31 protein-coding genes are annotated in these 25,826 nt (G+C 64.8%); 10 read left to right on the top strand and 21 right to left on the bottom strand.

The window, feature by feature from the left end:
• Position 1 precedes the first annotated feature (1 nt).
• From ACSH0F_RS10240 to ACSH0F_RS10250, 3 genes are read left to right on the top strand one after another with little or no spacing between them, the layout of a single operon-like run.
• The gene (locus tag ACSH0F_RS10240; RefSeq protein ID WP_435202443.1) at positions 2–757 is read left to right on the top strand and encodes a 16S rRNA (uracil(1498)-N(3))-methyltransferase; all 756 of its coding nucleotides are present in this window, start codon (positions 2–4) and stop codon (positions 755–757) included.
• Positions 758–799: 42 nt separating this feature from the next.
• The gene (locus ACSH0F_RS10245; RefSeq protein WP_435202445.1) at positions 800–2,170 is read left to right on the top strand and encodes a glutamate--cysteine ligase; all 1,371 of its coding nucleotides are present in this window, start codon (positions 800–802) and stop codon (positions 2,168–2,170) included.
• Positions 2,171–2,186: 16 nt separating this feature from the next.
• Positions 2,187–2,489 (top strand): putative quinol monooxygenase, encoded by a 303-nt coding sequence (locus tag ACSH0F_RS10250; protein ID WP_305932154.1) that lies wholly within the window; start codon positions 2,187–2,189, stop codon positions 2,487–2,489.
• On the opposite strand, the gene ACSH0F_RS10255 is transcribed toward ACSH0F_RS10250, so the two are convergent.
• The 5 genes from ACSH0F_RS10255 to ACSH0F_RS10275 form a co-directional block, all read right to left on the bottom strand.
• Positions 2,490–3,848 carry a methyltransferase family protein gene (locus ACSH0F_RS10255; RefSeq protein ID WP_435202448.1) on the bottom strand — a complete coding sequence of 453 codons (1,359 nt, stop codon included), beginning with the start codon at positions 3,846–3,848 and terminating at the stop codon, positions 2,490–2,492.
• A gap of 55 nt (positions 3,849–3,903) precedes the next feature.
• The gene (locus ACSH0F_RS10260) at positions 3,904–5,277 is read right to left on the bottom strand and encodes a PQQ-binding-like beta-propeller repeat protein (RefSeq protein ID WP_435203157.1); all 1,374 of its coding nucleotides are present in this window, start codon (positions 5,275–5,277) and stop codon (positions 3,904–3,906) included.
• A 34-nt stretch (positions 5,278–5,311) separates the two neighbouring features.
• Positions 5,312–6,109 carry a tetratricopeptide repeat protein gene (locus tag ACSH0F_RS10265; RefSeq protein WP_435202450.1) on the bottom strand — a complete coding sequence of 266 codons (798 nt, stop codon included), beginning with the start codon at positions 6,107–6,109 and terminating at the stop codon, positions 5,312–5,314.
• Between the two features lie 132 nt (positions 6,110–6,241).
• Entirely contained in the window at positions 6,242–7,375 is a 1,134-nt protein-coding gene (locus ACSH0F_RS10270) for a glycosyltransferase family 4 protein (protein WP_435202452.1), read from the bottom strand.
• Positions 7,372–8,238 carry an alpha/beta fold hydrolase gene (locus tag ACSH0F_RS10275; protein WP_435203159.1) on the bottom strand — a complete coding sequence of 289 codons (867 nt, stop codon included), beginning with the start codon at positions 8,236–8,238 and terminating at the stop codon, positions 7,372–7,374. The genes ACSH0F_RS10270 and ACSH0F_RS10275 overlap by 4 nt, the downstream gene beginning before the upstream one ends.
• 75 nt (positions 8,239–8,313) lie before the next feature.
• On the opposite strand from ACSH0F_RS10275, the gene ACSH0F_RS10280 reads away from it, so the two are divergent.
• Together ACSH0F_RS10280 and astD are read left to right on the top strand one after the other, a co-directional pair.
• Positions 8,314–9,711, top strand: a complete 1,398-nt coding sequence (locus tag ACSH0F_RS10280; RefSeq protein WP_435202454.1) for a protein adenylyltransferase SelO family protein — start codon at positions 8,314–8,316, stop codon at positions 9,709–9,711.
• Positions 9,712–9,806: 95 nt separating this feature from the next.
• Positions 9,807–11,210: a succinylglutamate-semialdehyde dehydrogenase gene (gene astD, locus ACSH0F_RS10285; RefSeq protein ID WP_435203161.1), complete on the top strand. Its 1,404-nt coding sequence runs from the start codon at positions 9,807–9,809 to the stop codon at positions 11,208–11,210.
• A 24-nt stretch (positions 11,211–11,234) separates the two neighbouring features.
• On the opposite strand, the gene ACSH0F_RS10290 is transcribed toward astD, so the two are convergent.
• Positions 11,235–11,945, bottom strand: coding sequence for a hypothetical protein (locus tag ACSH0F_RS10290; protein WP_435202456.1), 711 nt, complete (start codon positions 11,943–11,945; stop codon positions 11,235–11,237).
• A gap of 237 nt (positions 11,946–12,182) precedes the next feature.
• Complete coding sequence (locus ACSH0F_RS10295; RefSeq protein ID WP_435202458.1) at positions 12,183–12,701, bottom strand: glycine zipper 2TM domain-containing protein; 519 nt, start codon at positions 12,699–12,701, stop codon at positions 12,183–12,185.
• A gap of 173 nt (positions 12,702–12,874) precedes the next feature.
• On the opposite strand from ACSH0F_RS10295, the gene rarD reads away from it, so the two are divergent.
• Positions 12,875–13,777, top strand: coding sequence for an EamA family transporter RarD (gene rarD / locus ACSH0F_RS10300; protein ID WP_435202460.1), 903 nt, complete (start codon positions 12,875–12,877; stop codon positions 13,775–13,777).
• Here rarD and pyrC read toward each other — a convergent pair.
• Both pyrC and ACSH0F_RS10310 read right to left on the bottom strand, forming a co-directional pair.
• The gene (gene pyrC / locus ACSH0F_RS10305; RefSeq protein WP_435202462.1) at positions 13,755–14,792 is read right to left on the bottom strand and encodes a dihydroorotase; all 1,038 of its coding nucleotides are present in this window, start codon (positions 14,790–14,792) and stop codon (positions 13,755–13,757) included. The genes rarD and pyrC overlap by 23 nt on opposite strands.
• Before the next feature lie 16 nt (positions 14,793–14,808).
• Entirely contained in the window at positions 14,809–15,627 is an 819-nt protein-coding gene (locus tag ACSH0F_RS10310; RefSeq protein ID WP_435202464.1) for a patatin-like phospholipase family protein, read from the bottom strand.
• Between the two features lie 38 nt (positions 15,628–15,665).
• On the opposite strand from ACSH0F_RS10310, the gene ACSH0F_RS10315 reads away from it, so the two are divergent.
• Positions 15,666–16,406: a YgfZ/GcvT domain-containing protein gene (locus ACSH0F_RS10315; protein ID WP_435202466.1), complete on the top strand. Its 741-nt coding sequence runs from the start codon at positions 15,666–15,668 to the stop codon at positions 16,404–16,406.
• Here the strand turns inward: ACSH0F_RS10315 and ACSH0F_RS10320 are convergent.
• Entirely contained in the window at positions 16,390–16,989 is a 600-nt protein-coding gene (locus ACSH0F_RS10320) for a TetR/AcrR family transcriptional regulator (RefSeq protein ID WP_435202468.1), read from the bottom strand. The two genes, ACSH0F_RS10315 and ACSH0F_RS10320, sit on opposite strands and share 17 nt — an antisense overlap.
• A 115-nt stretch (positions 16,990–17,104) precedes the next feature.
• Between ACSH0F_RS10320 and ACSH0F_RS10325 the strand changes: the two genes are divergently transcribed.
• Positions 17,105–17,983: a metal-dependent hydrolase gene (locus ACSH0F_RS10325; RefSeq protein ID WP_435202470.1), complete on the top strand. Its 879-nt coding sequence runs from the start codon at positions 17,105–17,107 to the stop codon at positions 17,981–17,983.
• 58 nt (positions 17,984–18,041) lie between these two features.
• On the opposite strand, the gene ACSH0F_RS10330 is transcribed toward ACSH0F_RS10325, so the two are convergent.
• The 3 genes from ACSH0F_RS10330 to rplU form a co-directional block, all read right to left on the bottom strand.
• Positions 18,042–18,581 (bottom strand): GNAT family N-acetyltransferase, encoded by a 540-nt coding sequence (locus ACSH0F_RS10330; RefSeq protein WP_435202472.1) that lies wholly within the window; start codon positions 18,579–18,581, stop codon positions 18,042–18,044.
• Positions 18,582–18,798: 217 nt separating this feature from the next.
• A complete protein-coding gene (rpmA, locus tag ACSH0F_RS10335; RefSeq protein ID WP_278327203.1) occupies positions 18,799–19,068 on the bottom strand; it encodes a 50S ribosomal protein L27 in 270 nt (89 codons plus the stop codon).
• 12 nt (positions 19,069–19,080) lie between these two features.
• Complete coding sequence (gene rplU / locus ACSH0F_RS10340; RefSeq protein WP_435202475.1) at positions 19,081–19,530, bottom strand: 50S ribosomal protein L21; 450 nt, start codon at positions 19,528–19,530, stop codon at positions 19,081–19,083.
• 189 nt (positions 19,531–19,719) lie between these two features.
• On the opposite strand from rplU, the gene ACSH0F_RS10345 reads away from it, so the two are divergent.
• Entirely contained in the window at positions 19,720–20,238 is a 519-nt protein-coding gene (locus ACSH0F_RS10345) for a hypothetical protein (RefSeq protein ID WP_435202477.1), read from the top strand.
• Positions 20,235–20,915 (top strand): Crp/Fnr family transcriptional regulator, encoded by a 681-nt coding sequence (locus tag ACSH0F_RS10350; RefSeq protein WP_435202479.1) that lies wholly within the window; start codon positions 20,235–20,237, stop codon positions 20,913–20,915. Before ACSH0F_RS10345 ends, ACSH0F_RS10350 begins: the two co-directional genes overlap by 4 nt.
• 6 nt (positions 20,916–20,921) lie before the next feature.
• On the opposite strand, the gene ACSH0F_RS10355 is transcribed toward ACSH0F_RS10350, so the two are convergent.
• The 8 genes from ACSH0F_RS10355 to ACSH0F_RS10390 all read right to left on the bottom strand — a co-directional run bounded on the left by ACSH0F_RS10355 (position 20,922) and on the right by ACSH0F_RS10390 (position 25,776).
• Positions 20,922–21,347, bottom strand: a complete 426-nt coding sequence (locus ACSH0F_RS10355; protein ID WP_435202481.1) for a hypothetical protein — start codon at positions 21,345–21,347, stop codon at positions 20,922–20,924.
• A 74-nt stretch (positions 21,348–21,421) separates the two neighbouring features.
• Positions 21,422–21,889: a molybdenum cofactor biosynthesis protein MoaE gene (locus tag ACSH0F_RS10360; RefSeq protein ID WP_435202483.1), complete on the bottom strand. Its 468-nt coding sequence runs from the start codon at positions 21,887–21,889 to the stop codon at positions 21,422–21,424.
• The gene (locus ACSH0F_RS10365) at positions 21,882–22,124 is read right to left on the bottom strand and encodes a MoaD/ThiS family protein (protein WP_435202485.1); all 243 of its coding nucleotides are present in this window, start codon (positions 22,122–22,124) and stop codon (positions 21,882–21,884) included. The genes ACSH0F_RS10360 and ACSH0F_RS10365 overlap by 8 nt, the downstream gene beginning before the upstream one ends.
• A 3-nt stretch (positions 22,125–22,127) precedes the next feature.
• Positions 22,128–22,427, bottom strand: a complete 300-nt coding sequence (locus tag ACSH0F_RS10370) for a Rossmann fold domain-containing protein (RefSeq protein ID WP_435202487.1) — start codon at positions 22,425–22,427, stop codon at positions 22,128–22,130.
• Complete coding sequence (locus ACSH0F_RS10375; RefSeq protein WP_435202489.1) at positions 22,424–22,798, bottom strand: dihydroneopterin aldolase; 375 nt, start codon at positions 22,796–22,798, stop codon at positions 22,424–22,426. Before ACSH0F_RS10375 ends, ACSH0F_RS10370 begins: the two co-directional genes overlap by 4 nt.
• 10 nt (positions 22,799–22,808) lie before the next feature.
• On the bottom strand, positions 22,809–23,699 hold the full coding sequence (locus ACSH0F_RS10380) for a class I SAM-dependent methyltransferase (RefSeq protein WP_435202491.1): 891 nt from the start codon (positions 23,697–23,699) through the stop codon (positions 22,809–22,811).
• Positions 23,699–25,090: a threonine synthase gene (gene thrC / locus ACSH0F_RS10385; RefSeq protein ID WP_435202493.1), complete on the bottom strand. Its 1,392-nt coding sequence runs from the start codon at positions 25,088–25,090 to the stop codon at positions 23,699–23,701. The genes ACSH0F_RS10380 and thrC overlap by 1 nt, the downstream gene beginning before the upstream one ends.
• A 50-nt stretch (positions 25,091–25,140) precedes the next feature.
• Positions 25,141–25,776, bottom strand: a complete 636-nt coding sequence (locus ACSH0F_RS10390) for an SURF1 family protein (RefSeq protein ID WP_435202495.1) — start codon at positions 25,774–25,776, stop codon at positions 25,141–25,143.
• Positions 25,777–25,826 lie beyond the last annotated feature (50 nt).

The following is a 25,826-nucleotide window of genomic DNA, read 5'->3' on the forward strand; positions in this document are numbered from 1 at the left end:
CATGCCCGCCACACCCGCATGGCCGCCCAAGAGTGCACCGCGCCTGTTCGTCGAAGACGAACTCGGCTCCGGCCGGACCGTCGCCGTCGAAGGTAATCAGGCGAATTACCTCGCCCGGGTCATGCGCGTTGGCGAAGGCGACACGGTGATCCTGTGCGACGATCTCACCGGAGAATGGGCCACGCGGGTCGTGCAGGTCGACAAGCGCCGCGTCGAGCTCGAAGTCGGGCAGCACCTGCGCCCGCGCGAGCCGGTGCCGGATTTCTGGCTCTGCCCCGCGCTGCTCAAGAAAGACCGCTTCGATCTCGTGCTCGAGAAAGCGACCGAGCTCGGCGTCGCGCGCATCGCCCCTGTCGTCACCCGGCGCTGCGTGGCGGACAAGCTCAACACCGAACGCGCCGACACGATCGTGACCGAGGCGGCCGAGCAATGCGCGCGCACCGCCCTGCCCGAGATCGCACCGGTCGCAAAACTCGACGCCTTGCTGCGCGACTGGCCGCAGGACCGCCACCTGTTCTTTGCTGACGAGGATGGCGGCGAACCGGCCGCCGACGCCTTTTGCTATGGCGAGGGACCGGCCGCGCTGCTCGTCGGCCCCGAAGGCGGCTTCGACGATGCCGAACGGGCCGCGATCCGCGCGCATCCCGCCTCCGTCGCGATCAGCCTCGGCCCGCGGATCCTGCGCGGCGAGACGGCGGCCATCGCCGGGACCGCCGTGTGGATGGCGGAAGCGGGCGACTGGCTGGACGAAGAATAAAAGGCTTTCCTCGGAAGGTTCGGTTTTCTAACGCCACCGACCATGAGCACGCGCGAGACCTCCGGCAACGCCGATCCCGTCATCGAATCCCGCGACCAGCTGGTCGCCCCGATGCAGCGCGGGGAAAAGCCCAAGGACCAGTGGCGCATCGGGACGGAGCACGAAAAACTCGTCTTCCACCGCAGCGATTTTCGGGCGCCGTCCTATCACGAGAAAGGCGGTATTCGCGACATATTGATGAGCCTGCGCCAGTTCGGCTGGGAGCCGGTCGAGGAAGGCGGGAAGGTCATCGCGATGCGCGGCGAGGATGGCACCGTAAGCCTCGAGCCTGCCGGCCAGCTCGAACTGTCGGGCGCACCGCTTGAGAACCTGCATCAGACCTGCGCGGAAACCGGGCGGCACCTCGATCAGGTGAAGCGCGTCGGCGAGGATTGTGGCGTCGGGTTCCTCGGTCTTGGCATGTGGCCCGACAAGACTCGTGACGAGCTGCCGATGATGCCCAAGGGCCGCTACGAAATCATGAGGCGGCATATGCCGCGCGTCGGCACGCTGGGCCTCGACATGATGCTGCGCACCTGCACGATCCAGGTGAACCTCGACTATTCGGGCGAGGCGGACATGGCGCAGAAATTCCGCACCGGGCTCGCGCTCCAGCCGCTCGCCACCGCGCTCTTCGCCAATTCGCCTTTCACCGAAGGGAAACCGAACGGTTACCTTTCCTACCGTAGCCACATCTGGAGCGACACCGACCCGCACCGCACCGGCATGCTGCCTTTCGTGTTCGAGGACGGCTTCGGCTACGAGCGTTGGGTCGATTACATGCTCGATGTGCCGATGTATTTCGTCTTCCGCGACGGGAAATACATAGACGCTGCGGGTCATAGCTTCCGCGATTTCCTTAAGGGCGAACTCGAAGTCCTGCCCGGCGAGAAACCGACCGAGAGCGACTGGTGGGACCACCTCTCCACCGCTTTCCCCGAAGTGCGCTTGAAAAGCTTTCTCGAAATGCGCGGCGCCGACGGGGGCCCGTGGAGCCGGATTTGCGCCCTGCCCGCCTTTTGGGTCGGCCTGCTCTACGATCAGGGCGCGCTCGATGCCGCATGGGATCTGGTCAAGCACTGGACGATGGAAGAGCGCGAGGCGCTTCGCAATGCCGTGCCGAAGCAGGCCCTCGCCGCACCGATCCCGGGCGGCGGCACATTGCGCGATCTTGCGAAAGAGGTGCTCGCCATCGCTCGTGCCGGCCTCGCCTCCCGCGCGCGCCTCAATTCGTCGGGCGACAATGAAACCGGGTTTCTGGAAACGCTCGACGAAATCGTCGCCAGCGGGAAAGTGCCTGCGCAGGTCCTGCTCGATCGCTATCACGGCGAATGGGGCGGCGATATCAAGCGCGTCTACAAATACAGTTTCTGAGCGAAGGGAAAGACCGATGATCCAGATCAATGGTACCATCAAACTGGGGCGCACGATCGATGCAGCAACGCGCAAGGCGATTGTCGAAATGGTCCGCGCCAGCCGCGCGGAAGACGGCTGTCTGGACTATGCCTTCGCCACCGATCTGGCCGACCCCGATACGCTGGTCCTGTTCGAGCGCTGGCGCGACCAGGCGGCGCTGGATGCGCATGGCACATCCGCGCATATGGCGGAATTCCAGAAGGTAATGGCGGACAATCCGCCCGCTTCGCGCGATATCCGCATTTACGAGACGGACGAGGGCAATCCGCTCGGCTGATTACTCCGCGGGCTGCGGTGCCAAGGCCGCGCGCGGCTTCCAGACTCGACGTTGCAGGCGCTCAAGCGGCGCGGTCAGCAGGCCGTGCTGCGCCATATAGGCATGATACTCGCGATATTTCGCATCCTCGCGCAACAGATGCGCTTCCTCGGTCTTGGCGCGCCAGAAATAGATCGCGTTGACCACCAGCAGGAAAAAGCAGTTGCGGATGGTTTCCACCCAAGATCCGTCCTGCACCAAGAAGGGCAGCGTCGCGCACCACCAGAACAGGTTCTTCGACACATAGGCCGGATGCCGCGTGAAGCGGTAAGGCCCGTTCGTCAGCACGCCGCGATAGGTGAGGTTCGAAAAGCGCAGGCCGAAGGCGAAGGTCGCCCAAGCATAGAACCCGGTCAGCACTACCAGCAGCGCGCCCCACACCGCCAGCGCGAGATCGTTGCCTTCCAGCCAGAATATCCATCCCGGCGTGCCGAGCTCGTAATTGATTGCCTTGCCCTCGCCCAGAATGCCCCAGACGATCGGCGGGTAGCAGATCAGCGCCGCGACCCAACCGGCGAGGAGGGGATTGCCGCTGCGAATATGCGCATCGAGCGGGCGCATGGTGACGATATAGCCGACCGTTCCGATCATCACGTCGATCATGAACATGGCCTCGATCGTCATCAGCGCAAGTTGCTCCGGCCGCTGGGCCAGCAGACCGAAATCGGCTTCCACCACATTGCGGAAGGCGAAGGGAATGATCGAGATCATGAAGGCGGTGAAGAAGGCCTTGATGATCCAGCTGCGCCAATGCGCCTTGACTTCATCAACCTGCCACCCGGTCTTGCGAACGAGCAGTGCCCCGAAGTGCCAGGCATGGTCGCGCGGATTCACCGTGTAGCGGTCGATCCAGAACACATAGGGGACCGACAGCACCATGAGCGGAATTGCTGCATAACCCAGCACCCGCATCGAGAAGAGGTAATTCCCGCTCCAGTACCAGCGGCACAGGCAGTAGAGCGCGGCGATGATCGCCCAGGTCGCCCACAGGCCGATGAGCTTGATCAGCGTGTCCGCACGATCCGGCTGGCGCGTGCGACCGAGCGACCAGTCGAGCCCGGTACTGGGGCGACGATGCACCTTCTCCACCAAGACCGACCAAAGCGCCATCGGCAGCGCCGCGGCGAGCAGACCGACCAATGCCGCGTGCGGACCGGACATGACCTCGCGCGGACCGGGCAGGTCGAGGCCGGTAGCTATCGCGGGATAGGCGCGCGCGAACAGGACCCAGGCGAACAGCCCGGCCAGGCCGACCAGCCCGACAGCCGCAGAAACATCGCTCTCCGGCCGCGTCATCGGGATCGATTCACGCGTCTCCATTTCCCCGCCGTCCTACACCCGAATGGTTAACACTCGGCGGAGAATAGCGCAAAGCCTAGTGGAAGGCGGTAACCGTGCCGCTGTCGTCGAGGACGTAGAGCGTGTTGTTAGCCACGACCGGAGCCAGGCTGACCGGCTCGTCGAGGTCGTAGAACAGGCTCGCGGATCCTTCGCCGGTGCTCACGCGATAGATCTCGCCTTCGCTGCTGGCGACCCAGAGGTTGTTTCCGGCAAGCACCGGTCCGGTCCAGAAGATCGGGCCTTTCTTGTCTTCCTGGTCGCGATACTGCGCCAGCTGGGTGATCCAGCGGACTTTGCCGGTGCTGCGCGCGATAGCCAGCAGGCGGGCATCGTCGGTCAGGGTGAAGATCCACTCGCCGGCGATGGCTGGCGTGGAAATCCCTGCGAGGCTGAGTTCCCAGATGCGCTGCCCGGTGACCAGCTCGTAAGCCGCCATGCGACCGCCCTGGCCCAGCGCATAGACGCGGCCGTTGTCGATGATCGGATCGGCATCGATATCGGTCAGCGAACTGACCGAGGTCGAGATCGAGGTGCGCGCCAGCGCATCGGCCCACAGCGTGCGACCGTTTTCGTAACGGTGCGCAATGAGCTCGCCCGAACTGTAGCCGGCGATAACCGTACCTTGCCCTGCAGCAGGCGCCGCCACGCCGAAGACGCCGGCCTGCGTGGCCGAACCGGATTGCTGCCACTGGACCGCGCCGTCGGTCAGGTCGAGCGCATAAATCTGGTTGTCCTGCGTCATGACGAACAAGGAACCGAAGGCGATCGTGGGCGAACCGCGCAGCGGTCCGGCGGGCTTTACCTGCCACAGCTGCGCGCCGGTGTTGGCATCGAGGGCGATCACGTCGCCCGCACCGGTGGTCATGTAGACCTTGCCATCGGCATAGCTCGCGCCGCCGCCAAACGCGGAAGCGCGCGTGTCACCAGTCAAGTTGGGGGCAAATGCCCAGCGCTTGGCACCGGTCTGCGCGTCGAAAGCATCGAGTTCGCCGTCACTGCCGACCGCAAACAGCATGCCGCCGCCCACGACCGGCGCAGCACCCAGACGCTCGCGGTTGGAGCCGCCCGCGACTTCGGCGGTAAACGCCCGCGTCGGCGTGGCGGAGAGCGCGAGATGTCCATAGGACTTGCTGGCCGTGCCGCCGGCCTGCGCCCAGCTGTCATTCGCCTGCGCGGGAGGGAGAACCACCGCAACACCGGCCAGCGCAGGATCGACTTCGGCACCGGCTTCGATGCGCGAGAGGATGGGTTCGCGATTGCCGATCGTCGGCGTAGCCTTCTTGTCGCCGCCGCCGAACAGGCCGCCGCTGCAGGCGCCGAGGCTGGCGACCAGCGCTGCGGCCAGAACGCCGCGTGCCAAACCGCTGCGTGAGGTAGCTTTCGAAGGCTTCCGGCCCTTACGATCCATAGTCGGTTCTTTCATTCCGGCCCGAACGGGCTCCTTACTGGATTTGCGCGGCGGCTTCGCCATCCGCGGCCTGAGTGTCCACACCCTGTTCTTCGAGCAGAGCGTCCACGTCTTCGATCGCATCGACGCCGAGCACGCCGGCCATCTGCCGTGCGCGCGAGCGTAGTCCTTCGGGCGCATCGTCTGCCTTAGCGATCTGCGCGAACAGCGCGCCCGCCTCGGCATTCTTGCCCTGGTCCATGTAGGCATGGGCGACGAGTTCGCCGGCGCTGGCGAAGAAGGGATTGCCGGGCACGGCGAGCGGCTTGAGCTGGGTAATCACCTCGCCGCTCGACAGGCTGTCGTACCGCGTGGCGATTTCGCGCAGCTTCGCGAGGTCGCGCAGCGCCTGCGGCGCTCTTTCATTCGCGGCGACGGCGGCGAAGAGGCGCGCGGCTTCATCGGGCCTGTCTTGCTCGGCAGCGATCCCGGCACGCATCAGCCCTGCAACGGCGGATGCCCCGCCCCGGTCTTCTCCCGCCAGCGCTTCGAGCTGGTCGTATCCGGTCTGCAGATTGCCCGCTTCGACCTGGTCGAGCGCGCCGACGAGGACTTCGGAATCGGCTTCCATCGCCTGTTCCTGGCGGCTGTCCCAGAACAAATAGCCGCCGAAACCGACCAAGCCGAGGATGAGCACGGCCAGCAAGGGCTTGCCGTATTTCGTGAAGAATTCCTCGGTATCGCCTTGGCGCACCGCGTCATCGACCTCCCGCAGCAGGGCTTCCTGCTCGGCGGCGTCGCGTTTCGCGAGCTTTTCCTCGCGGCTGAGTTCTTTCTTGGGTGTGAGGGCCACGTGTGGCGGGCTCCGCTTTGTCTCGTCGAAAAATGTTTGCGCGTCTTTAGGCAGTGCGCCCGCCAAGGGCAATGGTCGTCGAAGCCTGTCCCCGTCCGGGTGAACGGACGATGAAAGCGGAAGCCCGTTCGGTTACAGCTCCCGCCCCATCGCGCTGGAATAGAGGCGGCGGTAGGTCGCCACCATTTTCGCCTCGTCGAACTCGGCCACGGCCTTCGCGCGATTGGCCTCGCCGATCTGGCGGCGCAGGTCCTTCGACTGCGCCAGATCGGCCAGCACATCCTGAAGGCCGCCCTCGCTGCCGGGTGAGGTGATGTAGGGTTCGTTGGCCTCGGCCACCATCCCGGCGATATCACCCACGGCCGGGGCGGCGATCGGCAGGCCCGCGGCCATGGCCTCGACGACCGAGAGCGGAAACTGCTCGGAATCGCTCGACAGCGCGAAGATATCGAACAGGCCGATGACCCGCGCCGGATCGGTCACTGCTCCCGGCAGGTGGACGCGGTGGTTGATCTTCAGGCGATCGACTTCGGCAAGGATCGCGTCGCGCGCTTCGCCCTCGCCGACGATGACGAGTTGCCAGTTTTCCGGCAGCGGCGCGAAGGCGCGAACCAGCCTGGGCAGGTTCTTGATCGTACGCAGGCCTGCGAGCGTGCCGACCCAGTACTCGCCCGGGCGCTTGATCAGCCGAAGCGCATCTTTCTTCGGCCGCATGGCGAAGGCCTTGGTGTCGATCCCGTTGGGAATGCGCTTGACCCGGCCGAGCGGCTGCTGCCAGTCGACCAGCGCGATCTCCTCGAGCCGTTCGGACGGGACGACGAGTCCGGAAGACCGCCCTAGCGCGATCCGCCGGTACCACGTCCGGCGTTTCTTCGGGCGGTGCAGCTCGCTTTCGTCGAATCCGTCTTCGTGATGGATGAGCGGCGGAAGGCCGTGGACGTCCTTGAACAGCGTATGCGCCATCACCGCATCCATCGCGCCCCAATTGTAGGTGAGGATGAGATCGAACGGCTTCATCGCCTTCGCGAGCCGCTGCAGGCGACCGGGGAACGGCACGCCCTTCAGGCTGGGGAATTCGGGCTGCACCATCACGTCAATGCTTTTCGCGATGCCTTCGGCGGCGCCCAGCCGGTCGGACTCTGCCGAGACAATGGTGTGCCTCGCCTTCGCACCGAAGGCGTTGATCAGTTGCACGCTACGCCGTTCCTTGCCCCCGGCGGCGAAGGTGGAATGCAGGTGCAGGATGTGCGGGCGACCAGCGCTCATGTCACGCGCCCGAGTAGTGCGTCGATGGCCGCGCGTGCCTCTGTCTCGTCCAATGTCGGCGCGTGGCCGATCTGCGGAATGGTGACGGCAGTGGCCTCGGGAAGCCGCTGCTGCATTTCGGCGAAGCTTTCCTTCGACAGGAGGGGCGATACTTCGCCGCGCAGCAGCAGCACAGGACGTCCGCCGAGCGCCTCGAAAGCAGGCCACAAATCGGGCGGAACGGCGGCTTCGTCCGCCGCAAGGATCGGCTCGGCGATCTTCATGTCGTAATCGAACACGATGCGCCCGCTGCTGGCCAGCGTCATCCCGCGCTTGGCCATGCGGATCCAGTCCTGCATCTCGAAACGCGGGAAGTTCGCGCCCTGCACCTCTTCCAGCGCGCGGGCGGCATGCATCCAGGTCGGGAAACTGCGCCCCTGCCCGACATAACCCTTGATCGCGTCAAGTCCGGCCAGTTCCAGCGCTGGCCCGATGTCGTTCAAGACGATGCCTGCCAGCGCATCGAGCCGGATGGTGGCGAGGACCATCGTGATTAGCCCGCCCATCGAGGTGCCGACCGAAACGAAGCGCTCGATCCCCTCCTGCTCCAGCAGCGCGAGGACATCTCCGACATAGGTCGGCACGGCATAGCTCGCCGTGTCGCTGGCATATTCGCTATCGCCGCGCCCGCGCATGTCGGGCACGATCACGCGCCAGCCCTGCGCGGCGATATGCGGGGCCAGATCCTCGAAATCGCGGGCGTTGCGGGTAAGGCCGTGCAGGCAGATCACCGGCGGCCGGTCGTTCGCCTCGCCATAGTCGCGAAAATGCAGGGTGAGGCCGTCGGCGCTCTGCCAACTGCGGTCGGTGTAGCTCGTGTCCATGGTCGAAGGAGTGTGTCCCGTGCCGATTTCGGTGTCGCCCTTGCTGCGGGCGGGCTTCGTCCCCACTATCGCCGCATGCGCGAAGAACCGCAACCTGCGAGCTATCACCCCGACACGCCGATCGTCGCCCTTGCCGAATGGATCGGCGATCCGATAGCGTCGGGCGATTTCCCCGAGGCGACATTGCGTCTCCGCAACGATCGCCATGCAGCCACGGTGGGGCTGGACAATCTCTCGGACGAGGACTGGCTCCGCCATTTCGGTCGCTTCAAGGCCCTGCCCGACAATCTGCCCCAGCCGCTGGCGCTACGCTATCACGGCCACCAGTTCCGCGTTTACAATCCGGAGATCGGCGACGGGCGCGGCTTCCTGTTTGCTCAGCTGCGCGATGGCGCAGGCCGCCTGCTCGACCTTGGCACCAAGGGTTCGGGCCAGACGCCGTGGAGCCGCGACGGTGACGGGCGCCTGACCCTGAAGGGCGCAGTACGCGAAATCCTCGCGACAGAGATGCTGGAAGCGCTTGGCGTCTACACCTCCAAGACTTTCAGCGTCGTCGAGACGGGCGAATCGCTGTGGCGCGGCGACGAGCCTTCCCCCACGCGCTCTGCCGTGATGACGCGGCTGAGCCATGGGCACATCCGCATTGGCACCTTCCAGCGCCTGCTCGCTTTGGAGGAGCGCGAGCATATGGCACAGCTGGTCGACTACTGCCTCGAGCAGTTTCCGGGCTCGCCGCCGCCGGAGGATGCACCCGGACGCGACGAACCTGCGGTGCGGCTGATGCATTTCGTGGTCGAGCGGCTGGCGGACCTAGCGGCAAGCTGGATGGTTGCCGGCTTCGTTCACGGCGTGCTCAACACCGACAATATGAATATTTCGGGCGAGAGCTTCGATTACGGCCCGTGGCGATTTTTGCCAAAGTGGGACCCGGCCTTCACCGCCGCCTATTTCGATCACCAGGGGCTTTATGCTTTCGGTCGCCAGCCGGAAGCGCTGCACTGGAATTGCGGCCAGTTCGCCATTGCCCTGCGCTTACTGACGGATGCACCGCCGCTAATCGCCGCGATGGATCGCTTCGGACCGCTCTACATGGAAGCGATCGGGCGGCGCTGGTGCTGGCGCCTCGGCCTCGAAAGTCGCGGCGCGGAGGCCGATGCGGCGCTGGTTGCGGCGAGCGAAGCGTATTTGCGCGAAAGCGGGGTTACGCCGGACGAGTTCTTCTTCCGGCATCGGGGCAAGCGAGCGGCGAAAGGTGCGCTGGCGGACGCAATGGCAGACTACCGCGCTCTACCGGGTAATCACCCCTACTGGAGCGACGAGGGACCGCAATCCATGCTGATCGACGAAGTCGAAAGCATCTGGTTGGCGATTGCAGAAAAAGACGACTGGCAACCGCTGGCCGACAAGGTCGCAGCGCTGCGGCGCATGGGCGAGGCACACGGCCCGGTCCCGACCCCGGCGGGCCACGCCTGATGTTGTTCACATTTGGCGTTTGACGCACTCACGCAGCTATCTCATAGGCGCGCACACGAACTAAGAACGTCGCGGGAAGGTCTCGATTGTCTGATATGGAACTGGTTTCTACCGAGCCTGCCACCGGCGCGGAAATCTGGCGCGGCACGGCGGGCGATGTCGAGCAGACGATCGCCCGCGGGCGCGAGGCGATGCGCGACTGGGCGCGGACACCGCTGGGCCAGCGCGTCGAACTGCTGCGCCGTTTCGCCAATGCCGTCCGCAAGCATGCCGAGCCCTTCGCCGAACTGATTGCGCGCGAAACCGGCAAGCCGCTGTGGGAAGCCCGGACGGAAGTCCAGGCCGTTATCGGCAAGGTCGATATCTCCGTTACCGCCTATGCCGAACGCACCGGGCAGAAGAAGCTCGACAGCGCGCTGCAGGGCACCGCCGCGCTGCGCCATAAACCGCACGGCCTGATGGTCGTACTCGGGCCGTACAACTTCCCCGCGCATCTGCCGAACGGCCATATCGTCCCCGCGCTGATCGCGGGCAATGCCGTGATCTTCAAGCCGAGCGAGAAAGTGCCCGCCGTCGGCGAATTCCTGACCCGCTGCTTCCACGAGGCCGGCATTGCCGAAGGCGTGGTGCAGTGCATTCATGGCGGCCCGGATGCTGGCAAGGCGCTGGTGGAGCATGCCGATGTCGACGGCGTCCTCTTCACCGGATCGGCGCGCGCGGGGATTGCGATCAATCGCAAGCTCGCCTCGAACCCCGGCAAGATCGTCGCGCTGGAGATGGGCGGCAACAATCCGATCGTCGTCACCGACACGCCCAAGCTGGCCGACACTGCTGCGACGATCATCCAGTCCGCATTCACGACTGCAGGCCAGCGCTGCACCGCCGCGCGCCGCCTGATCGTGGTCGATTCGATGTTCGATCAGGTCGTCGCCGAAGTGAAGACGCTGACGGAGCGGCTGATCGTGGACGAGCCCTTCGCCGATCCCCAGCCCTTCATGGGCTGTGTGATCGACAACCAGACCGCAGATCTGCTGTCGGAAAGCTTCGTCGCGCTGATGTCGCGCGGCGGAAAGCCGATCGTGCATATGAAGCGCAAGGATGAGAGCCTGCCCTTCCTGTCGCCGTCGATCCTCGATGCGACGGATATTTCCGAACGCCCCGACATCGAGCTGTTCGGCCCGCTGCTCCAAGTGATCCGTGTGGCCGATCTCGATGCCGCTATCGCCGAGGCGAACAACACCCGCTACGGCCTGTCCGCTTCGCTTATCGGAGGAAGCCCGAGCGATTTCGAGCAGTTCTGGAGCGAAATCCGCGCCGGTATCGTCAACTGGAACCGGCCGACCAACGGGGCCTCCTCGGCTGCGCCCTTCGGCGGGATCGGCCTTTCGGGCAATCATCGTCCGGCGGCGTTCTACGCGGCGGATTACTGCGCCTATCCGGTGGCGAGCACCGAAATGGAACAGCCGCGTGCGACTATCGGCGTCGGCCTCAAATCCTGACGCTTGCCCGGCGGGGCGGACGCGTCAGTTGCTCGTGACGAGATCGATCTGGGTCACGCCCTGATCGAGGCGGCGGCCGTAGACGACGTAAGCCGACTGGCCCTTGGTCCCGCTGAGAATATTGTCCCCGTCCTTCATCGTATGTTCGACATTGAAGCCGGCGTCGCGGGCGCGCGTGCTGTAGAATGAGAGCACGTCATCGAGGGCGACCGGCGTGTAGAAGGAGACGATTCTCAACGCACAGTCGCCCTCGTCCGTGCCGGCGGCCTCTTGCGTATTGCCGCGCGGATAGACGGGGAAAGCAGTCGGGAGCTTGGCGGCCCAGGCCGAGCCGTATTCGGCGCTCGCGGCACAATTCGGCCCGTCGGGTTTCACCGCGGCGCGCGCCGCAGCCACCATCGCCGCGGTATCGGGCGCATTGGCCGCCAGCTGTTTGGCCGCCGGGGCCGCTTTAAGATTGGACGATCCACCGACCATCTGCGCGCCGCGATTGCGCGCAGCCTCGACAGCGCGCGGACTCTTGTCGATTTCGGGGATCGCCTGGCTGCCCGTGCCGGACAGGGCCGCATTGGCCTCGTTCTGGCCGGCCAGGTCGGGATCGCTCATCAGGCCGTCATTGAGCGCCTGTTCGCTTGCCGGATCGACCGTATCGGCATCCTGCGCCTCATCCGCGTTGCCGCCGCATGCAGCCAGCAGGACGACAGGGGCAAGCGCAGCTAAGGGACGGAATTTCATCAGGGACCTCCGGCAGACAGGTGTCGGCTTCTGCTGTCTGGGACCGTCGGTATCCAGCCGCTTGCAACGCGCTGCATCATAGCGGGACACCTGCCGAGCGAAATGCTTAACGCGAAACGATAAGGGCGCCTCCTCTCTCCCGAAGGAAAGAGGAGACGCCCTTGGCGGCCCGTGATTGTTATCTTGGGTGCCGCCCTTCGCCCGTGGGTGGGCACGGACGAAAGCTGGGGTTTCGATTTAGCCGCAGCGCGTGCTGGAGCGATCGATGGTCCGGCCGAGCAGCGCGCCTGCCGCGCCGCCGAGGATCGCGCCGAGCGTGCGATCGCCGCGACCAGCCACTTCATGACCGATCAGCGCGCCGACACCGGCACCGACCAACAGGCCCGTCGTGCCATTGTCACGGCGGCAGTAATACCGCCCGTCACGACCCCGCCAGATGCGGGTGTCGCGGCGGACCGGCTCGCCGTAATTGCGGTCGTAGCCCATGTAATAGGGTCGCGACTGGCGGTAATCTCGATAGTCGCGGCGATCGTTGGAATAGCCGCGGTCGCTGTAATAGGCGCGATCGCGACCGCGCTTCCAATGCTTGCGCTTCTTCTTGCCGTGCTCGTAAACCGTGGAGGCAGGCCCGTCGTAATAGACGGAGGCGTGCGCCGCCGGAGCAGCATGGGCGGCCGGCGCTGCGGAGGCCGGAACGGCCAGAGTAAGGCCCGCTGCGGCCATGGCGAGTGCTGGAAGCTTGAACATATTTGCCATCGTATTCGTCCCTTTTGATCTTGTATTGGCCCTGTGATGTTCAGCTTTAGACCTGCCAACCTGAACCGAATGCAACCGCGCCGTCAGATTCGAAATTTGCGACGAACCGACTGTCTCGTATCGGCGAGATGAAGCTTGCCGCGCCGATTTCGCGCGCCTAGCGCCGCTGCAGGATGACCCAAGCCGCTTCACAAACAGACAGGACCGGCCTCGGCGCTGCCGTCGGCGCCTATGTCATCTGGGGCTTCCTGCCGCTCTACCTGATTCTCGTCAGCAGAGTGCCGCCGTTCGAATTCGTCGGCTGGCGCATCATCTGGACGCTGCCGCTGTGCCTGCTGATCGTCGCCTATCGCAAGCAGGGCGGCGAAGTCCGCCTGGCCTTGGTGGATCGCAAAACCCTCGCCCTGCTCCTGCTCAGCGCGACGCTGATCGCGATCAACTGGGTGGTTTATGTCTGGGCGATCCAGAACGGACAGGTCTACGCTGCAAGCCTCGGCTATTACATCAACCCGCTGGTAAACGTGCTGCTCGGCACGCTGCTGCTCGGCGAGCGCCTGTCGCGGCTGCAATGGGTTGCAGTGGCGATCGCCGGAATCGGCGTTTCGCTGCTGCTGACAGGTGCGCTGACGACCCTCTGGATCAGCCTGACGCTGGCCATGAGCTTCGGCACCTACGGCCTCATCCGCAAGCAGGTGCCGGTCGGATCGCTGCCCGGTCTCACCATCGAATCGGCGATCCTGCTCGTCCCGGCCCTCGGCGTCGCATGGTATTACGCGCAGAGTCCGGCGGGTTCGTCATTCGTGCAGGACATCGGCCTCAGCCTCGCGATCATGCTCGGCGGCGCGCTGACGGCCTTCCCGTTGCTGCTATTTGCCATCGCCGCACGCAAGCTGCCCTACTCGACGCTCGGCTTCATTCAGTTCCTTGCGCCGAGCATCGTCTTTATTTTGGGGCTAACGGTCTTCGGCGAAGAGCTGAACTACGCCCAGGCGGCCTGCTTCGCCTGCATCTGGGCAGCGGCGGCGATCTTCGTCTGGGACTTGTGGTCGCGCTCTAGGAGGCCAGCCGCCAACTGAGCGTTTCACCAGCGTGGAACGGCACGATCTCCGCCGTACCGCCAGCGACCGATGCCGGAACCTCCTGCGCGATCTTCTCAAGCGTTACCGTGCCTTCATTGAGCGGCAGGCCGTAAAAGCGCGGTCCGTTCTCCGATGCGAAAGCCTCGAAACGATCGAGCGCGCCCTCTTCGTCGAACACGGTGACATAGCTCTCAAGCGCATGCGGCGCGTTGAAGATGCCTGCGCAGCCGCAATCGCTCTCCTTGTCGTGGCGATGGTGCGGTGCACTGTCGGTGCCGAGGAAATACTTTGCCGACCCGCCGGTCGCGGCCTTGCGCAAGGCCAGACGGTGCTCCTCGCGCTTGGCGACGGGCAGGCAATACATATGCGGCCTGATCCCGCCGACGAGGATGTCGTTGCGATTGATGTGCAGATGCTGCGGCGTGATAGTCGCCGCGATATTCGCGCCGGAAGCGTCGATAAATTCGATCGCCTGCCGCGTCGTGATGTGTTCGAAGATCACCTTGAGTTCGGGTAGGCGCGTCACGAGAGGTTGAAGCACGCGCTCGATGAACACCGCCTCGCGGTCGAAGATGTCGATCTCCGCGTGGGTGACCTCGCCATGGACGCACAGCGGCATCCCGATCTCGTCCATGCGCTCCAGCACACCGCTGATGTTGGCGACATCGGTTACGCCATGGGCAGAGTTTGTGGTAGCGCCTGCGGGGTAGAGCTTGGCCGCCGTCAGCACACCGTCGGCGAAGCCAGCCGCAAGATCGTCGGCATCGCTCTCGTCGGTCAGATACGCCGTCATCAGCGGTGTGAACTCCGCGCCTTGCGGCACGGCATCCAAGATCCGCTCGCGATAAGCAGCGGCGAGAGCGCTGGTGGTTACCGGCGGCGAGAGGTTCGGCATCACGATGGCGCGGGCGAACTGCCGCGCGGTATGCGGCACCACGGCGCGCATGGACTCGCCGTCGCGGAAATGCAGGTGCCAGTCGTCGGGCCGGCGGATGTTCAGTCTCTGGGTCATCGCGCGCGCCTTAGCTTCACTGCCCGCGATCTGCCAGCCATTGCCGCGCGTCCGCTTCGCCTTGCTCCCAGGTCCGGGTGACCTTGCTCGCATCGGAAAAATCGATCTTGTCCGCCGCCACCTCGCGGGTCGGCTGGATGTAGGTGCAGCGATCGGTCTGCGGGAGATTTCCGTAGATGCTGGTCATCAGCACGAGCGTTTTCCCATGGTCGTCTTTCGGCAAAGGCGCCTTGTCGAGCATGCCGCCGTCGAGCACCCGGTCCCCCTCCCATTCCGGCACATCGAAGACGGGCGGGATGGTCGCCGCGGCGCAGATCAGATCGACGAGTTTGCCGTCGCGCGCGGCCTGGCGCGCATCGACACACAGTTCGCCCAGTCCCGCCCGGCGCGGCAAGATCAGGTGCGGGGTCGATCGCACAGCCTGATCGAGCTTGTACAAGATTCCATAGAAAACCGCGCTCATCCGGGCCGACAGATGTTTGGGCGGGCGTGACAGCGACACTTCGTATTCGGGTCCTTCGGCGATTGCCTCGATCGCGGCGCCGTCCAAGGTCGTCTCGATTACGGCGCGGTAGATTTCCTGGTGCGGCGTGAAATTGCTGCGCCTGCGGTCGTAATTCGCATCGTTGATGCGGAATGCCTCGCTCATCAGCATCTTAAGATCCCGCTCGCGGCCGCCGATCCACGCAGCGGCGCTCAGTGCGCCGCCCGACGCGCCACTAACCCGCTTCGGAGCCAATTCCGCCTTGTCTCCCAGACCCGACAGGAAACCGCCATGCCAGAAGCAACGGATGCCACCACCGGAGAAGACCAATTGCTCGATGTCGCTGAACATGGCTTTGCCTATGGGCGGTCGCATCCTATCTGTCACCCATGACTGCGACACGATTGTTCGAGCGGGCGGTGATCCGCCTTTCGCCCCGCGATGCCGAGGAGGATGTTGTCGGTTTCCTGCAAGGTCTGGTCACCAACGATGTGGCAGGCCGTCTGCCCGTTTATGCGGGGCTGCTGACACCGCAGGGCAAGACGATGTTCGATTTCCTCGTCTGGCCGGGCTCGAAAGGCGAGCTGCTGATCGATTGCGAGGCCGAAGCGGCGGAGGAGCTTTCGAAGCGCCTTTCGCTCTATCGCCTGCGCCGTGCGATCGACATCGAGGTCGATCCTGCGGTCGGTGTGCATTGGCAGCGCGAGATGGGCGACGGCGGAGCGGCCGATCCCAGACTCGGCGCGCTGGGACAGCGCTGGCTCTCGCCGGTCGGCGATGACGACGAAGCCGCCGATGGAGCGTGGCGCGCGCACCGGCTGTCGCTTGGTGTTCCCGAAGGGCGCGCGGAACTGGGCGACATCCTCTGGCTCGAAACCAATGCGGTGGAGCTGCACGGCGTGAGCTTCAACAAGGGCTGCTATATCGGTCAGGAGAACACTGCGCGGATGAACTGGCGCAGCAAGGTCAACCGCCGGCTGGCGGTCGTTCCGCTCGAGTTATCGGAGGAGAAGCGGCGCAAGGTGGCTTATGAAGACCTCGAGCTTGCGGTCGATCACCTGCGGCTCGATGCGATCGACACAGATCGCGCGCCGGACTGGATGAAGCCGGGGCTTACTGCGGCAGATTGAGCGCCGCGATCGAGTTGACCAGCATCCGCTCCGCCCGGTCGCGCGCGGCAGTCTCGGGCAAGCCGAGCGAGCGCGAGAGCGCGCTGCCGATCAGCGCATCGCCCATCGCCATCAGGACCAGCGCCAGCGTTTCCTCGTGAACCTGCATCGGGTGGCCGCCATGCTCGGCCTCCTCGGGAGCGATTTCGTCGACGAGATTGTGGATTGTCTCGACGATAGGCGTCAGCGCATCCTCGTTGCCGGTGAGGATCATCCAGCTAGCCAGCGCGCCCGCCCCTTCCTTGTCGAAAGCATCGAAAGCGAGATCGACCACTTCGCGAGGAGAGCCAAGACCGGCGCGGCTGGCGCGTACGGCGTCTATGATCGTGTCACACACTGTCCCGGCAAGATGCCCGGCAAGCGCCTTTTGCAGGCCTGCCGCCGAGCCGAAGTGATGAAGCAGGTTCGCATGTGTGCGCCCGATCCGCGCGGCGACGGCCTTGAGCGTCACCGCCTGAGGCCCCGCTTCGATCAACAGTGCCCTTGCCGCTTCGAGCGCCGCGAGGCGGGATTCTTCGGGGGAAAGTCTCTTGCGCGTGGCCATGCGATGAAGCGTTAACCCAAAGCGGCGAGCGCGCATAGCCGTTTACCGATCGTTATTGACACCAATGTAAGCAAGCACTACTTACATCAATGTCAGTTAACCCCGGAGCCTTCCGATGAATGCCCCCGTCACCATCGATACCGATACCCGCACTTCCGCCCCGACACCGGATGACCTCACCCTCACCGTTCGCGACGAGCGTTTCAATCGCGACACAACGCCGCGCCGCTGGTGGGCGGGCGATGCGTTCGGTACGGCGTGGCACAATGCCCTGTCGGCCACCTTCCCGCGTGGCGAGGCGTTCTTCATCGAAGCCGTTAAGGCGCATCGCGACGGGGCTGATCCGAAGCTCGCGGAAGAAATCCGCGCCTTCGTGAAGCAGGAAATCAACCACACGCGCGAACACATTGCCTTCAACCGTCTCGCCGAAGACCACGGCTATGACATCAAGGCGATCGACAAGCGCGTGGGCGAGATGCTCGCGCTGACCAAGGATCGCCCGGTCATCGTCAACCTCGCCGCGACCATGGCCCTGGAGCACTACACTGCGATGATGGCGCAGGAATTCCTCGCCAATCCGAACCACTTCAAGGATGCCGATCCGGAAGTGCGCGCAATGTGGGAATGGCACTCGGTCGAGGAGATCGAGCACAAGGGCGTCGCCTTCGACACCTGGAACCACGCGACCCGTGACTGGACGCCGTTCCGTCGCTGGAAACTGCGGAGCCTGATGATGCTGATCGTCAGCTTCAACTTCTTCCGCAACCGCTGGACCGACACGCTGGAGCTGCTGGCGCAGGACGGCATCACCGGCTGGAAGGCCAAGTGGGGCCTGTTCAAGTACCTCACCGTGAAGCCGGGCGTCGTGCGCCGTATCTTCCCGGCGTGGCTGAGCTACTTCAAGCCGGGCTTTCACCCATGGGATCACGATGATCGCCACCTGATCGGCAAGTACGAGGGCGAATTCGAAGCGGCGCTGATGCCTGCCGAATAAGTCTCACGAAGCGAAAGAAGAAAGGCCCCGCAAGCGATTGCGGGGCCTTTCGTTTGGGTCACGCGGCTTTTGGAGCTGCGACCTCGTCCGCTGCGAGATCGAGCGTGAAAAGCACGCAGTCGACATCCTCGCCGCGCGCGCAGCTGTGCCGCGGCGCCACCTTGCCGGTGGGACGGAAACCGATCTTGCGAAGGACCCGACCGGACGCCGGATTGTCGGTGAAATGTCCTGCCTCGAGCCGATCGTAACCGAGCGACTTCGCCACTTCGATCACGCCGCGCGCAGCTTCGGTGGCGAAGCCCTGGCCCCAATAAGGCCGCGCGATCCAGTAGCCGAGTTCGACGCCGCTTTGCGTCTCGCCTAATCCGGCACCACCAATGATCGTCGACCCATGACTACCGGGCAGCGTCAGGAGGAAGCTCGGCATTTTGCTATCCTGTGCGCGCATGACGAACTGGCGGGCGTGTTCGGGGAGATAGGGCCACGGTGCGCGCGCGAGGTTGCGGACGACGCCCTCGTCGGCAATCCCGCCGAACAAAGCTTCTGCATCTTCGGGCCAGGCAGGCCGCAACAGCAGCCTCTCGGTAACATGGAACATCGGTATTCTCCCTATATCCACGCTCCGGGCTCCTAGGCCGGACGCGTGACAGTTGCGTGGCGGCGAAAGGATATTTCGCCAGACTGAGAGGGAGAAACGACAAGAGGGAGACGGACCCCCTGAATTCACAGGAAAGTCCCATCTCCCTCTTCGGTGGCCGGTGATTATCCCGGCTGGGACCGTCCCGTCTGGACGATCCCGTTATCGGAGCGTCCGATTATTCGGCGGCTTCCGCCAGCATGTCGACCGAGACGAATTTGCGGTCGAGTTTGCCCTTGTGGAAGCGCACAATACCGTCGGTAAGGGCGAACAGCGTGTGGTCCTTGCCCATGCCGACATTGGTGCCCGGATAGAACTTAGTGCCGCGCTGGCGCACGATGATGTTGCCGGCGACGACGTTCTCGCTGCCGAACTTCTTCACACCGAGGCGACGACCGGCTGAGTCGCGACCGTTGCGCGATGAACCGCCTGCTTTCTTATGTGCCATCGTCCGTAATCCTTACTTCTTATCTTCGGTCTTCTTGGCGGCGGCCTTCTTCGGCGCTGCCTTCTTCGGCGCTGCCTTCTTCTCGGCCTTCGGCGCATCGTCCGTCTTGGCTTCGGCCTTCGGAGCCGATTCCTTCTTCGGCGCAGCCTTACTCTCGGCCTTCGAATCGCCGACGGCGGTGATGCGCAGAAGGGTCATCTGCTGGCGATGGCCGTTCTTGCGGCGATAATTGTGGCGGCGGCGCTTCTTGAAGACGATCACCTTCTCGCTCTTTGCCTGGGCGATGATTTCCGCGGACACGGTCACCTTGCCGGCGTCTTCGAGCTTTTCACCTTCACCGGCGAGCAGGACGTCGCCCAGCGTGATGGTGTCACCGGCTTCGCCAGCCAGCTTTTCAACGGCGATCTTGTCTCCGGCGGCAACCCGGTATTGCTTGCCGCCCGTGCGCACTACTGCGAACATGGTGGTTATCTCTCAATCAATTAGCTTTGCCGCATCCTTGCGAATATACGGCGCACCCGTCAGGCCGCCGATTGGCAGCCCCGGAAAGAAGCGTGCCGTTAGGCGAATGGCGGGCCCAAGTCAACGGCCAGAGCGAGGATTTTTGCATCCTCGCTGGCGACTTTCGGCCTGCATGATATGGAGTGGGCGATGACGTATCGCAAGCTCTCTCTCGCCGCCTGCCCTGCGCTCCTGATGGTCGGATGCGCGACTCCGGCCGATAGCGATTACCCGTCGCTTGCCGTCCGGGACATCGAGCGGGCTGAAGGACAATTCGATGTCGGCCCCCCGCAGACAATCGATGTGCCCGCAGTGGAGACACCGCTCAGCGGCCCGCTCCCCGAACAGCTTGCAACTCTCGTCGCCCGGGCGACCGAAGCCCATCGCGCCTTCACGAGCGCCCTGCCCACAGCCGAGCGCCGGGTGGCGGCAGCTTCGGGCGCCGCGATCGGCAGCGATAGCTGGGCCGCCGCACAGGTCGCCCTCGCTGATCTCGATTCGAGCCGGAGCCTGGCCTCGGTGCCGCTGGGCGATCTCGACATATTGTACGCCGCAGCATCGGTGCAGGCAGACGACACGGCAGCGATCGAAGCCGCGCGCTCTCAGGTCATCGCACTAGTCGCGGAAGAGGACGCAGCGCTGGAGCGACTGCGCGCGCGCGTTCGATGAGCCTCGCCTGCGCGACATGTCCGGTGCGCGATCGCGCGGCCTGTGCTGTGCTCGACGAGGCTGAACGGGACGAGCTGGCGAAAGCCGGGCGCACGCGCAAACTGGCAAAGGGCGAGGCTCTGTTTTCGGCAGGCCTGAGCGATGCGGCTTGCGCCACGCTGGTCAGCGGCGCCCTGAAGATCACCTCGACGGACAGCGAGGGCCGCGAGCGCATCCTGTCGCTGGTGCATCCCAGCGGCTTTGTTGGCGAGTTGTTCGGACCTTACGTCCAGCACGATGTCGTGGCGCTGGGCGAAAGCGAGGTTTGCGTGTTCTCCGGCCCTTCCCTCGAGCGGGCGATCGAGCGGTACCCGCGGCTCGGCACGGCGCTTTTGCGGCGCGCGCAGGAGGATCTCTATGCCAGCCGCGAATTGCTGTCGCTGACTGGGAATGCCTCGGCCGAACGCCGCGTCGCGGGCGCGATCCTGTCGCTGGCCCGATCGGCGAGCGATTCGCCTTGTCATCCGGCGCGGCGTTTCGACCTGCCGCTTTCACGAAGCGAGCTTGCCGATATGCTGGGCTTGACCATCGAAACTGTTAGCCGGACGCTTACCCGCTTCGAACGCGCCGGAGCGATCCGACGCGACGGAAAACGCGGGATCGAATTGCTCGACCCCGCGCTCCTCCCCGACACCTGACTTCGATTACCGGACCAGGGCCGCAATCGTCACGGTCGACACGCCCCAGCAGAAGATGATGACCGGCAGGATCAGCATCTGGACGCTTGCATCCTTGGCCGTGAGCCGCCCGGTCAGCGTGGCGATGCCATCGCGGCGCAGTTTGGCATAGCTCATCGGGCGAAAAGCGGTTCCGGGTGCTAGCTTGGTCCAGATCGCCGGGACGCCGAAGCCGGCCACGACGAACAACGTGAAGATGGCCATCGGAATGATAAGGCCGGGCGTCGATAGCCCCGCCGCCATCACGGCGAGGAACCCGAGGTAAAGCGCAACGGTCGCGGCATAGAGGCCTTTGGGCAGCTCGAACGTACGATCGACCTCGTGGCGGAATTTCGGCGCAGGAACGATGACGGCCTGCCGGGCAACGAGTTCGCGAGTAAGATGCTTGGACATGTTCGGTCTCCTTGTTGGAGACCTCGTGGCCGGAGCCGGAGATCGATTCCTTGATTGAGATCAAATCACGCGAGTTATTCCCAGCGCGCGATATCCTCGCGGTCTTGCCCGCGCGGCTCGATCCAGCGCCAGCCGTCGGCGCGCCTTTCGCGCTTCCAAAGCCATGCTGCGCTTTTCAGGTGGTCCATCAGATAGTCGGCAGCGCCAAAGGCATCGCGCCGATGGCGGGCGGCGGTGGCGACCAGCACGATGGCCTCGCCCGGCATCATGACGCCGACGCGGTGCCAGACCAAAGCTCCGTCGAGTGCGAAGCGGTCGCGGGCCGCTGCAGCCAGCTCTCGCATCCCGGGCAGCGTCAGCGGCTCGTAATGCGACAGGTCGAGCGCGCGGACATCGCCGTCGGGCCTGACCTTGCCGAGAAACGACACGACACCGCCCGCCTCGCCATGCGCGGCATTGAACGCGGCCAGCGCCTCGCCGACCGACAGCCCCTTGTCGAGCAGCCGAACGTCGAGCGGCGTGTCGATGGTGAGCCTAGCCACCGCTCACCGGTGGCAGCAGAGCGACCTCGTCGCCATGCCCGGCGTGCAGCTGGGTCTTGTCGGCAAGGACCTTGCCCGCGCAGGCTACATTAACGCGCTGTTCGCCGAGTTGCTCTGCAACTTGCGGGCCTACGGCTTCCAGCAGGCCGGACCAATCCAGCGGTGCCTCCACCTCCAGCGTCGGGCTTTCCGCCAAATCGCGCAGGGGGCCGAGAAAGAGGATGGTCACCGTCATGCCTCAGGTCTCCAGATATTGCCCGGTGACACCCGGCGCTTCGGCGAGATAGACGACGGTCGCATCGAGCGCCGCGCCTTCGCCGGCCACCATGTTGACCCTGCGCGGCGTGTGCTTGCGTGCGAGACCGGCGGTGACGGCCCGGCGCCATTCGCGGTGCGTGTGGTCAGCCGCAGGTACCGTGATGGCCACGTCTAGGCCGCCTCCGAGCTGCTGCTCGATATGGCTGAGCCAGTGCTGGTGGAACAGACCCGCAGCGGCGAGCGGATCGTCGGGCAGATCGTCCACCGCAATCCGCTTCATTCGCGCCGCTCGCGGTGCAGCGTGATGCCGATCTTCTCGCCCGCCTCGGCGATGGCCAGCTTCACGATCTTGACCGTCACCGCCTCTACCCGCCTGTCCTGCAGGAACAGCGTCTCGCACACATGATCCGCAACCGCCTCGATCAGCTTGAAATGCACGCCCTCGGGTAGCGCTTCGGAAGCGGCGAATTTCAGATCCATGTAGTTCTTCGATTCGTCCAGCGAGGTGTCCGCATCGTAATGAAGGAGCGGTTTCATCCGAACCTGGATGGAAAAGCGCAGCGGCTGGGCCTTGCCCGTCTCTTCCGAATAGATGCCGGTGAGCACGTCGTGCTCGAATTCGGCCACTTCGAGGATCAGCGAATCGTCCATGCCTTGCCCTCTAGCTTGGATTGGACCAGCGCGCGAAGATCGCGGTGGGCAGTAGGCGGCCGGACGCCTCTTCCTGCACCGCCAGATCGCCATGCTCGACTATGCCGGGCAGGTCTGCGAAAACCTCGTCCAGCAGCCCGCCGAGCGCCAAGCTGCTCATGCGGACGGCGTAAACGGTGAGGAACAAGAAGCTGCTGTCGTCATCCAGCAATTGGCGGCAATCTGAGACGAGATCGGGCAGACCCTGCTCCAGCCGCCACACCTCGCCGTCAGGCCCGCGCCCGAACTTGGGCGGGTCGAGGATTATCCCGTCGTAGCGTCTTCCGCGCCGCACCTCGCGCGCGGTGTATTTCATCGCGTCCTCGACCAGCCAGCGGATCGGGCGACCCTCCAGTCCAGCCAGCGCCGCGTTCTCGCGCGCCTGGGCGACGGACTTCTTGCTCGCATCGACATGGGTGACGCGGCCATACTTGGTTAGCGCCTGTGTGCCGACGCCGGTATAGCCGAAGAGATTCATCGTCTCGGCATCGCGTGCCTCGCCGAGTTGCTCTCCCATCCAGTCCCACACGGGTGCCATATCGGGGAAGAAGCCGAGATGGCGGAAGGGTGTGCATTGCGCGGTGAAGCGCGCCCCCTCGCCCCAGCCCAATTCCCAGCCGTTCTCCGGCACATCCTTGGAATACTGCCAGCGGCCGCCGCCGTCCTCGTCGCTGCCGGGGACGAATTCGCCATGCGCGTCCCAGTGGTCGAGACGCGGTGTCCACATCGCCTGCGGTTCAGGGCGGATGAAGCGGTAGGGTCCGTATTCCTCGAACTTGCGACCATGGCCGCTGTCGATCAGGCGGTAAGCATCCCAGCCCTCGCCGACCATCAACACGGGGTCGCGGCGCAGCTCTGCCATCAGGCGGCATGCTCGAGTATGTGGTCACGGACCGCTTCGTAGGTGCTCGGAAGCTCAGTGTAGGCTTCCTCGCGAGCAAACAGGTCGCCCACGCGGTTGGGGAGCGCAGGACGAATGCCGGTCGCGCGTTCGACCGCGTCACGGAACTTCGCCGGATGGGCCGTCGCCAGCGTCACCACCGGGACCTGCGGCGCGAGGTCGGCGTGACGCGCGGCGTGAAGGCCGATGGCGGTATGGGGATCGATGATTTCGCCCCAGTTTTCGTAGGCATGGCGAATCGACGCCGCCGTTTCGTCCTCGTCGACCCGAGCACTGGCAAACAGGCCCGCGGCTCCCTCACGTTGCGCATTGCTGAGCATCATCGCGCTGCTGCCTTCGAACCCGCGCATCTGGTCTGCGAGAGCGAGCCCGTCGCGTCCGCCGACATCGAACAGCAGCCGTTCGAAGTTCGAACTGACCTGGATGTCCATGCTCGGCGCGGCGGTGGGTGTGACGCTGCCCGCGGAATAGTCCCCGCTGCTCAGCGCGCGGTGGAGGATATCGTTGACGTTGGTGGCGACGATCAGCCGCTCGATCGGCAGGCCCATGCGCGCGGCGACATGGCCCGCGAACACGTCGCCGAAATTGCCGGTCGGCACGCTGAAAGCGAGCTTGCGGTCGGGCCCGCCGAGTTGCAGCGAGGCGGCGAAGTAATAGACCACCTGCGCCATCAGCCGCGCCCAGTTGATCGAATTGACCGCGCCGATGCGGTGCCGCGCGGTAACGCTCTCGTCAGCGAAAATGCGCTTCACCATGGCCTGGGCGTCGTCGAAGCTCCCTTCGATGGCGATATTGTGGACGTTCGGTGCGCGCACGGTGGTCATCTGGCGGCGCTGGACGTCGCTAACCCGGCCCCTGGGGTGAAGCATGAAGATCTCGACATTGTCGCGGCCGGCCACGGCGTCGATGGCGGCGCTGCCCGTATCCCCGCTGGTCGCGCCGACAATGGTCAGGCGGCTGTCCTCGCGTGCGAGAAACTCCTCGAAGAGCAGGCCGAGCAGTTGCAGCGCGACATCCTTGAAGGCCAGCGTCGGGCCGTGGAAGAGTTCGAGCAGCCACTGTCGCTCGTCCAACTGGACCAGCGGCGTAACGGCGGTGTGGGCGAAGCGGCTGTAGGCCTCTTCGGTCAGCTCGCGCAGGCGGTCCGGCGTCAGGCTCTCGCCGACGAAGGGCGCCATCACCCGCGCGGCGAGTTTCGCATAGGGCAGGCCGCGCATGTCGCGAATCTCGTCCATCCCGAATTGCGGCCAGCTCTCGGGCACATAAAGCCCGCCGTCGGAAGCGAGCCCCGTCAGCGTGACTTCGGCAAAATCGAGCGCAGGTGCGCTGCCACGGGTAGAGACGTATTTCATCGGAACACGCGGTTAGCGGCGGCGGCGCCGACGGGCAAGCAAGGCGGCCTTTAGCCCGCCTTAGCGTCCCTGCCCCGGCGGCGAAGCACGAGGATGTAGATGACGAGCGCCGTCAGCGCGAAGAAGAACCACTGACCCGCATAGCCCCACGATGTGTTCTCATACTCCTCGGGCCGCGACGGCTGCGACGGGAGGAGCCCCGCTTTCGGCTCATCGGCGACGATCATCAGCGGTCGTTCGGGGCTTTGAAAGGTTAGCCGCTCCCAAAACCCGCGTTCGTCCGGCGCTAGCACGGCGACACCTTCGACTTCCCCGCCCGACCATTGCGCAACCGCATCGGGCCTTTCGGCCACCCCGATCTGGACCTTAAATGGGCGACCCGAAGACGACAGGCAGGTTGCGATCTGTTTCCAGCCGGTCCGCCCCGAAGCATCCCGGCCGCCTGCGACCTGCATGTCGACGACCTCGGCACACGTCGCGCTCAGCCGACGATAGAGCAAGGCTTCGCTCTGCGGGTCGGCAAAGGGATAGTCCGCGACCGGCATAGACGGGCGATCGATCATCGACTGCTTCAGCTGATCCCGTTCCGCCGCGCGGTCGAGTTGCCAGAAGCCCAGTGCGATCATCGTCGCAATCGCTGCCGCGACGATAATTGTCGGAATGATGGGGACGTTCTGGGTCGTCATCTCATTCGTCCGATGCGAGAAGGGCAGCCGCGGCATGGCCGGGCTGCCCC

Origin of the sequence: Qipengyuania sp. 902 (genome assembly GCF_051195295.1) — a bacterium.
In the GTDB taxonomy this organism is placed as follows: domain Bacteria; phylum Pseudomonadota; class Alphaproteobacteria; order Sphingomonadales; family Sphingomonadaceae; genus Qipengyuania.

Bases quoted from the DNA above. Each gene is read 5' to 3' on its own strand.
- ACSH0F_RS10240 (WP_435202443.1), top strand. From the start codon at position 2: ATGCCCGCCACACCCGCATGGCCGCCCAAGAGTGCACCGCGCCTGTTC.
- ACSH0F_RS10245 (WP_435202445.1), top strand. From the start codon at position 800: ATGAGCACGCGCGAGACCTCCGGCAACGCCGATCCCGTCATCGAATCC.
- ACSH0F_RS10250 (WP_305932154.1), top strand. From the start codon at position 2,187: ATGATCCAGATCAATGGTACCATCAAACTGGGGCGCACGATCGATGCA.
- ACSH0F_RS10255 (WP_435202448.1), bottom strand. From the start codon at position 3,848: ATGGAGACGCGTGAATCGATCCCGATGACGCGGCCGGAGAGCGATGTT.
- ACSH0F_RS10260 (WP_435203157.1), bottom strand. From the start codon at position 5,277: ATGGATCGTAAGGGCCGGAAGCCTTCGAAAGCTACCTCACGCAGCGGT.
- ACSH0F_RS10270 (WP_435202452.1), bottom strand. From the start codon at position 7,375: ATGAGCGCTGGTCGCCCGCACATCCTGCACCTGCATTCCACCTTCGCC.
- ACSH0F_RS10275 (WP_435203159.1), bottom strand. From the start codon at position 8,238: ATGGACACGAGCTACACCGACCGCAGTTGGCAGAGCGCCGACGGCCTC.
- ACSH0F_RS10280 (WP_435202454.1), top strand. From the start codon at position 8,314: ATGCGCGAAGAACCGCAACCTGCGAGCTATCACCCCGACACGCCGATC.
- astD (WP_435203161.1), top strand. From the start codon at position 9,807: ATGGAACTGGTTTCTACCGAGCCTGCCACCGGCGCGGAAATCTGGCGC.
- ACSH0F_RS10290 (WP_435202456.1), bottom strand. From the start codon at position 11,945: ATGAAATTCCGTCCCTTAGCTGCGCTTGCCCCTGTCGTCCTGCTGGCT.
- ACSH0F_RS10295 (WP_435202458.1), bottom strand. From the start codon at position 12,701: ATGGCAAATATGTTCAAGCTTCCAGCACTCGCCATGGCCGCAGCGGGC.
- rarD (WP_435202460.1), top strand. From the start codon at position 12,875: ATGACCCAAGCCGCTTCACAAACAGACAGGACCGGCCTCGGCGCTGCC.
- pyrC (WP_435202462.1), bottom strand. From the start codon at position 14,792: ATGACCCAGAGACTGAACATCCGCCGGCCCGACGACTGGCACCTGCAT.
- ACSH0F_RS10310 (WP_435202464.1), bottom strand. From the start codon at position 15,627: ATGTTCAGCGACATCGAGCAATTGGTCTTCTCCGGTGGTGGCATCCGT.
- ACSH0F_RS10315 (WP_435202466.1), top strand. From the start codon at position 15,666: ATGACTGCGACACGATTGTTCGAGCGGGCGGTGATCCGCCTTTCGCCC.
- ACSH0F_RS10320 (WP_435202468.1), bottom strand. From the start codon at position 16,989: ATGGCCACGCGCAAGAGACTTTCCCCCGAAGAATCCCGCCTCGCGGCG.
- ACSH0F_RS10325 (WP_435202470.1), top strand. From the start codon at position 17,105: ATGAATGCCCCCGTCACCATCGATACCGATACCCGCACTTCCGCCCCG.
- ACSH0F_RS10330 (WP_435202472.1), bottom strand. From the start codon at position 18,581: ATGTTCCATGTTACCGAGAGGCTGCTGTTGCGGCCTGCCTGGCCCGAA.
- rpmA (WP_278327203.1), bottom strand. From the start codon at position 19,068: ATGGCACATAAGAAAGCAGGCGGTTCATCGCGCAACGGTCGCGACTCA.
- rplU (WP_435202475.1), bottom strand. From the start codon at position 19,530: ATGTTCGCAGTAGTGCGCACGGGCGGCAAGCAATACCGGGTTGCCGCC.
- ACSH0F_RS10345 (WP_435202477.1), top strand. From the start codon at position 19,720: ATGACGTATCGCAAGCTCTCTCTCGCCGCCTGCCCTGCGCTCCTGATG.
- ACSH0F_RS10350 (WP_435202479.1), top strand. From the start codon at position 20,235: ATGAGCCTCGCCTGCGCGACATGTCCGGTGCGCGATCGCGCGGCCTGT.
- ACSH0F_RS10355 (WP_435202481.1), bottom strand. From the start codon at position 21,347: ATGTCCAAGCATCTTACTCGCGAACTCGTTGCCCGGCAGGCCGTCATC.
- ACSH0F_RS10365 (WP_435202485.1), bottom strand. From the start codon at position 22,124: ATGACGGTGACCATCCTCTTTCTCGGCCCCCTGCGCGATTTGGCGGAA.
- ACSH0F_RS10370 (WP_435202487.1), bottom strand. From the start codon at position 22,427: ATGAAGCGGATTGCGGTGGACGATCTGCCCGACGATCCGCTCGCCGCT.
- ACSH0F_RS10375 (WP_435202489.1), bottom strand. From the start codon at position 22,798: ATGGACGATTCGCTGATCCTCGAAGTGGCCGAATTCGAGCACGACGTG.
- ACSH0F_RS10380 (WP_435202491.1), bottom strand. From the start codon at position 23,699: ATGGCAGAGCTGCGCCGCGACCCCGTGTTGATGGTCGGCGAGGGCTGG.
- thrC (WP_435202493.1), bottom strand. From the start codon at position 25,090: ATGAAATACGTCTCTACCCGTGGCAGCGCACCTGCGCTCGATTTTGCC.
- ACSH0F_RS10390 (WP_435202495.1), bottom strand. From the start codon at position 25,776: ATGACGACCCAGAACGTCCCCATCATTCCGACAATTATCGTCGCGGCA.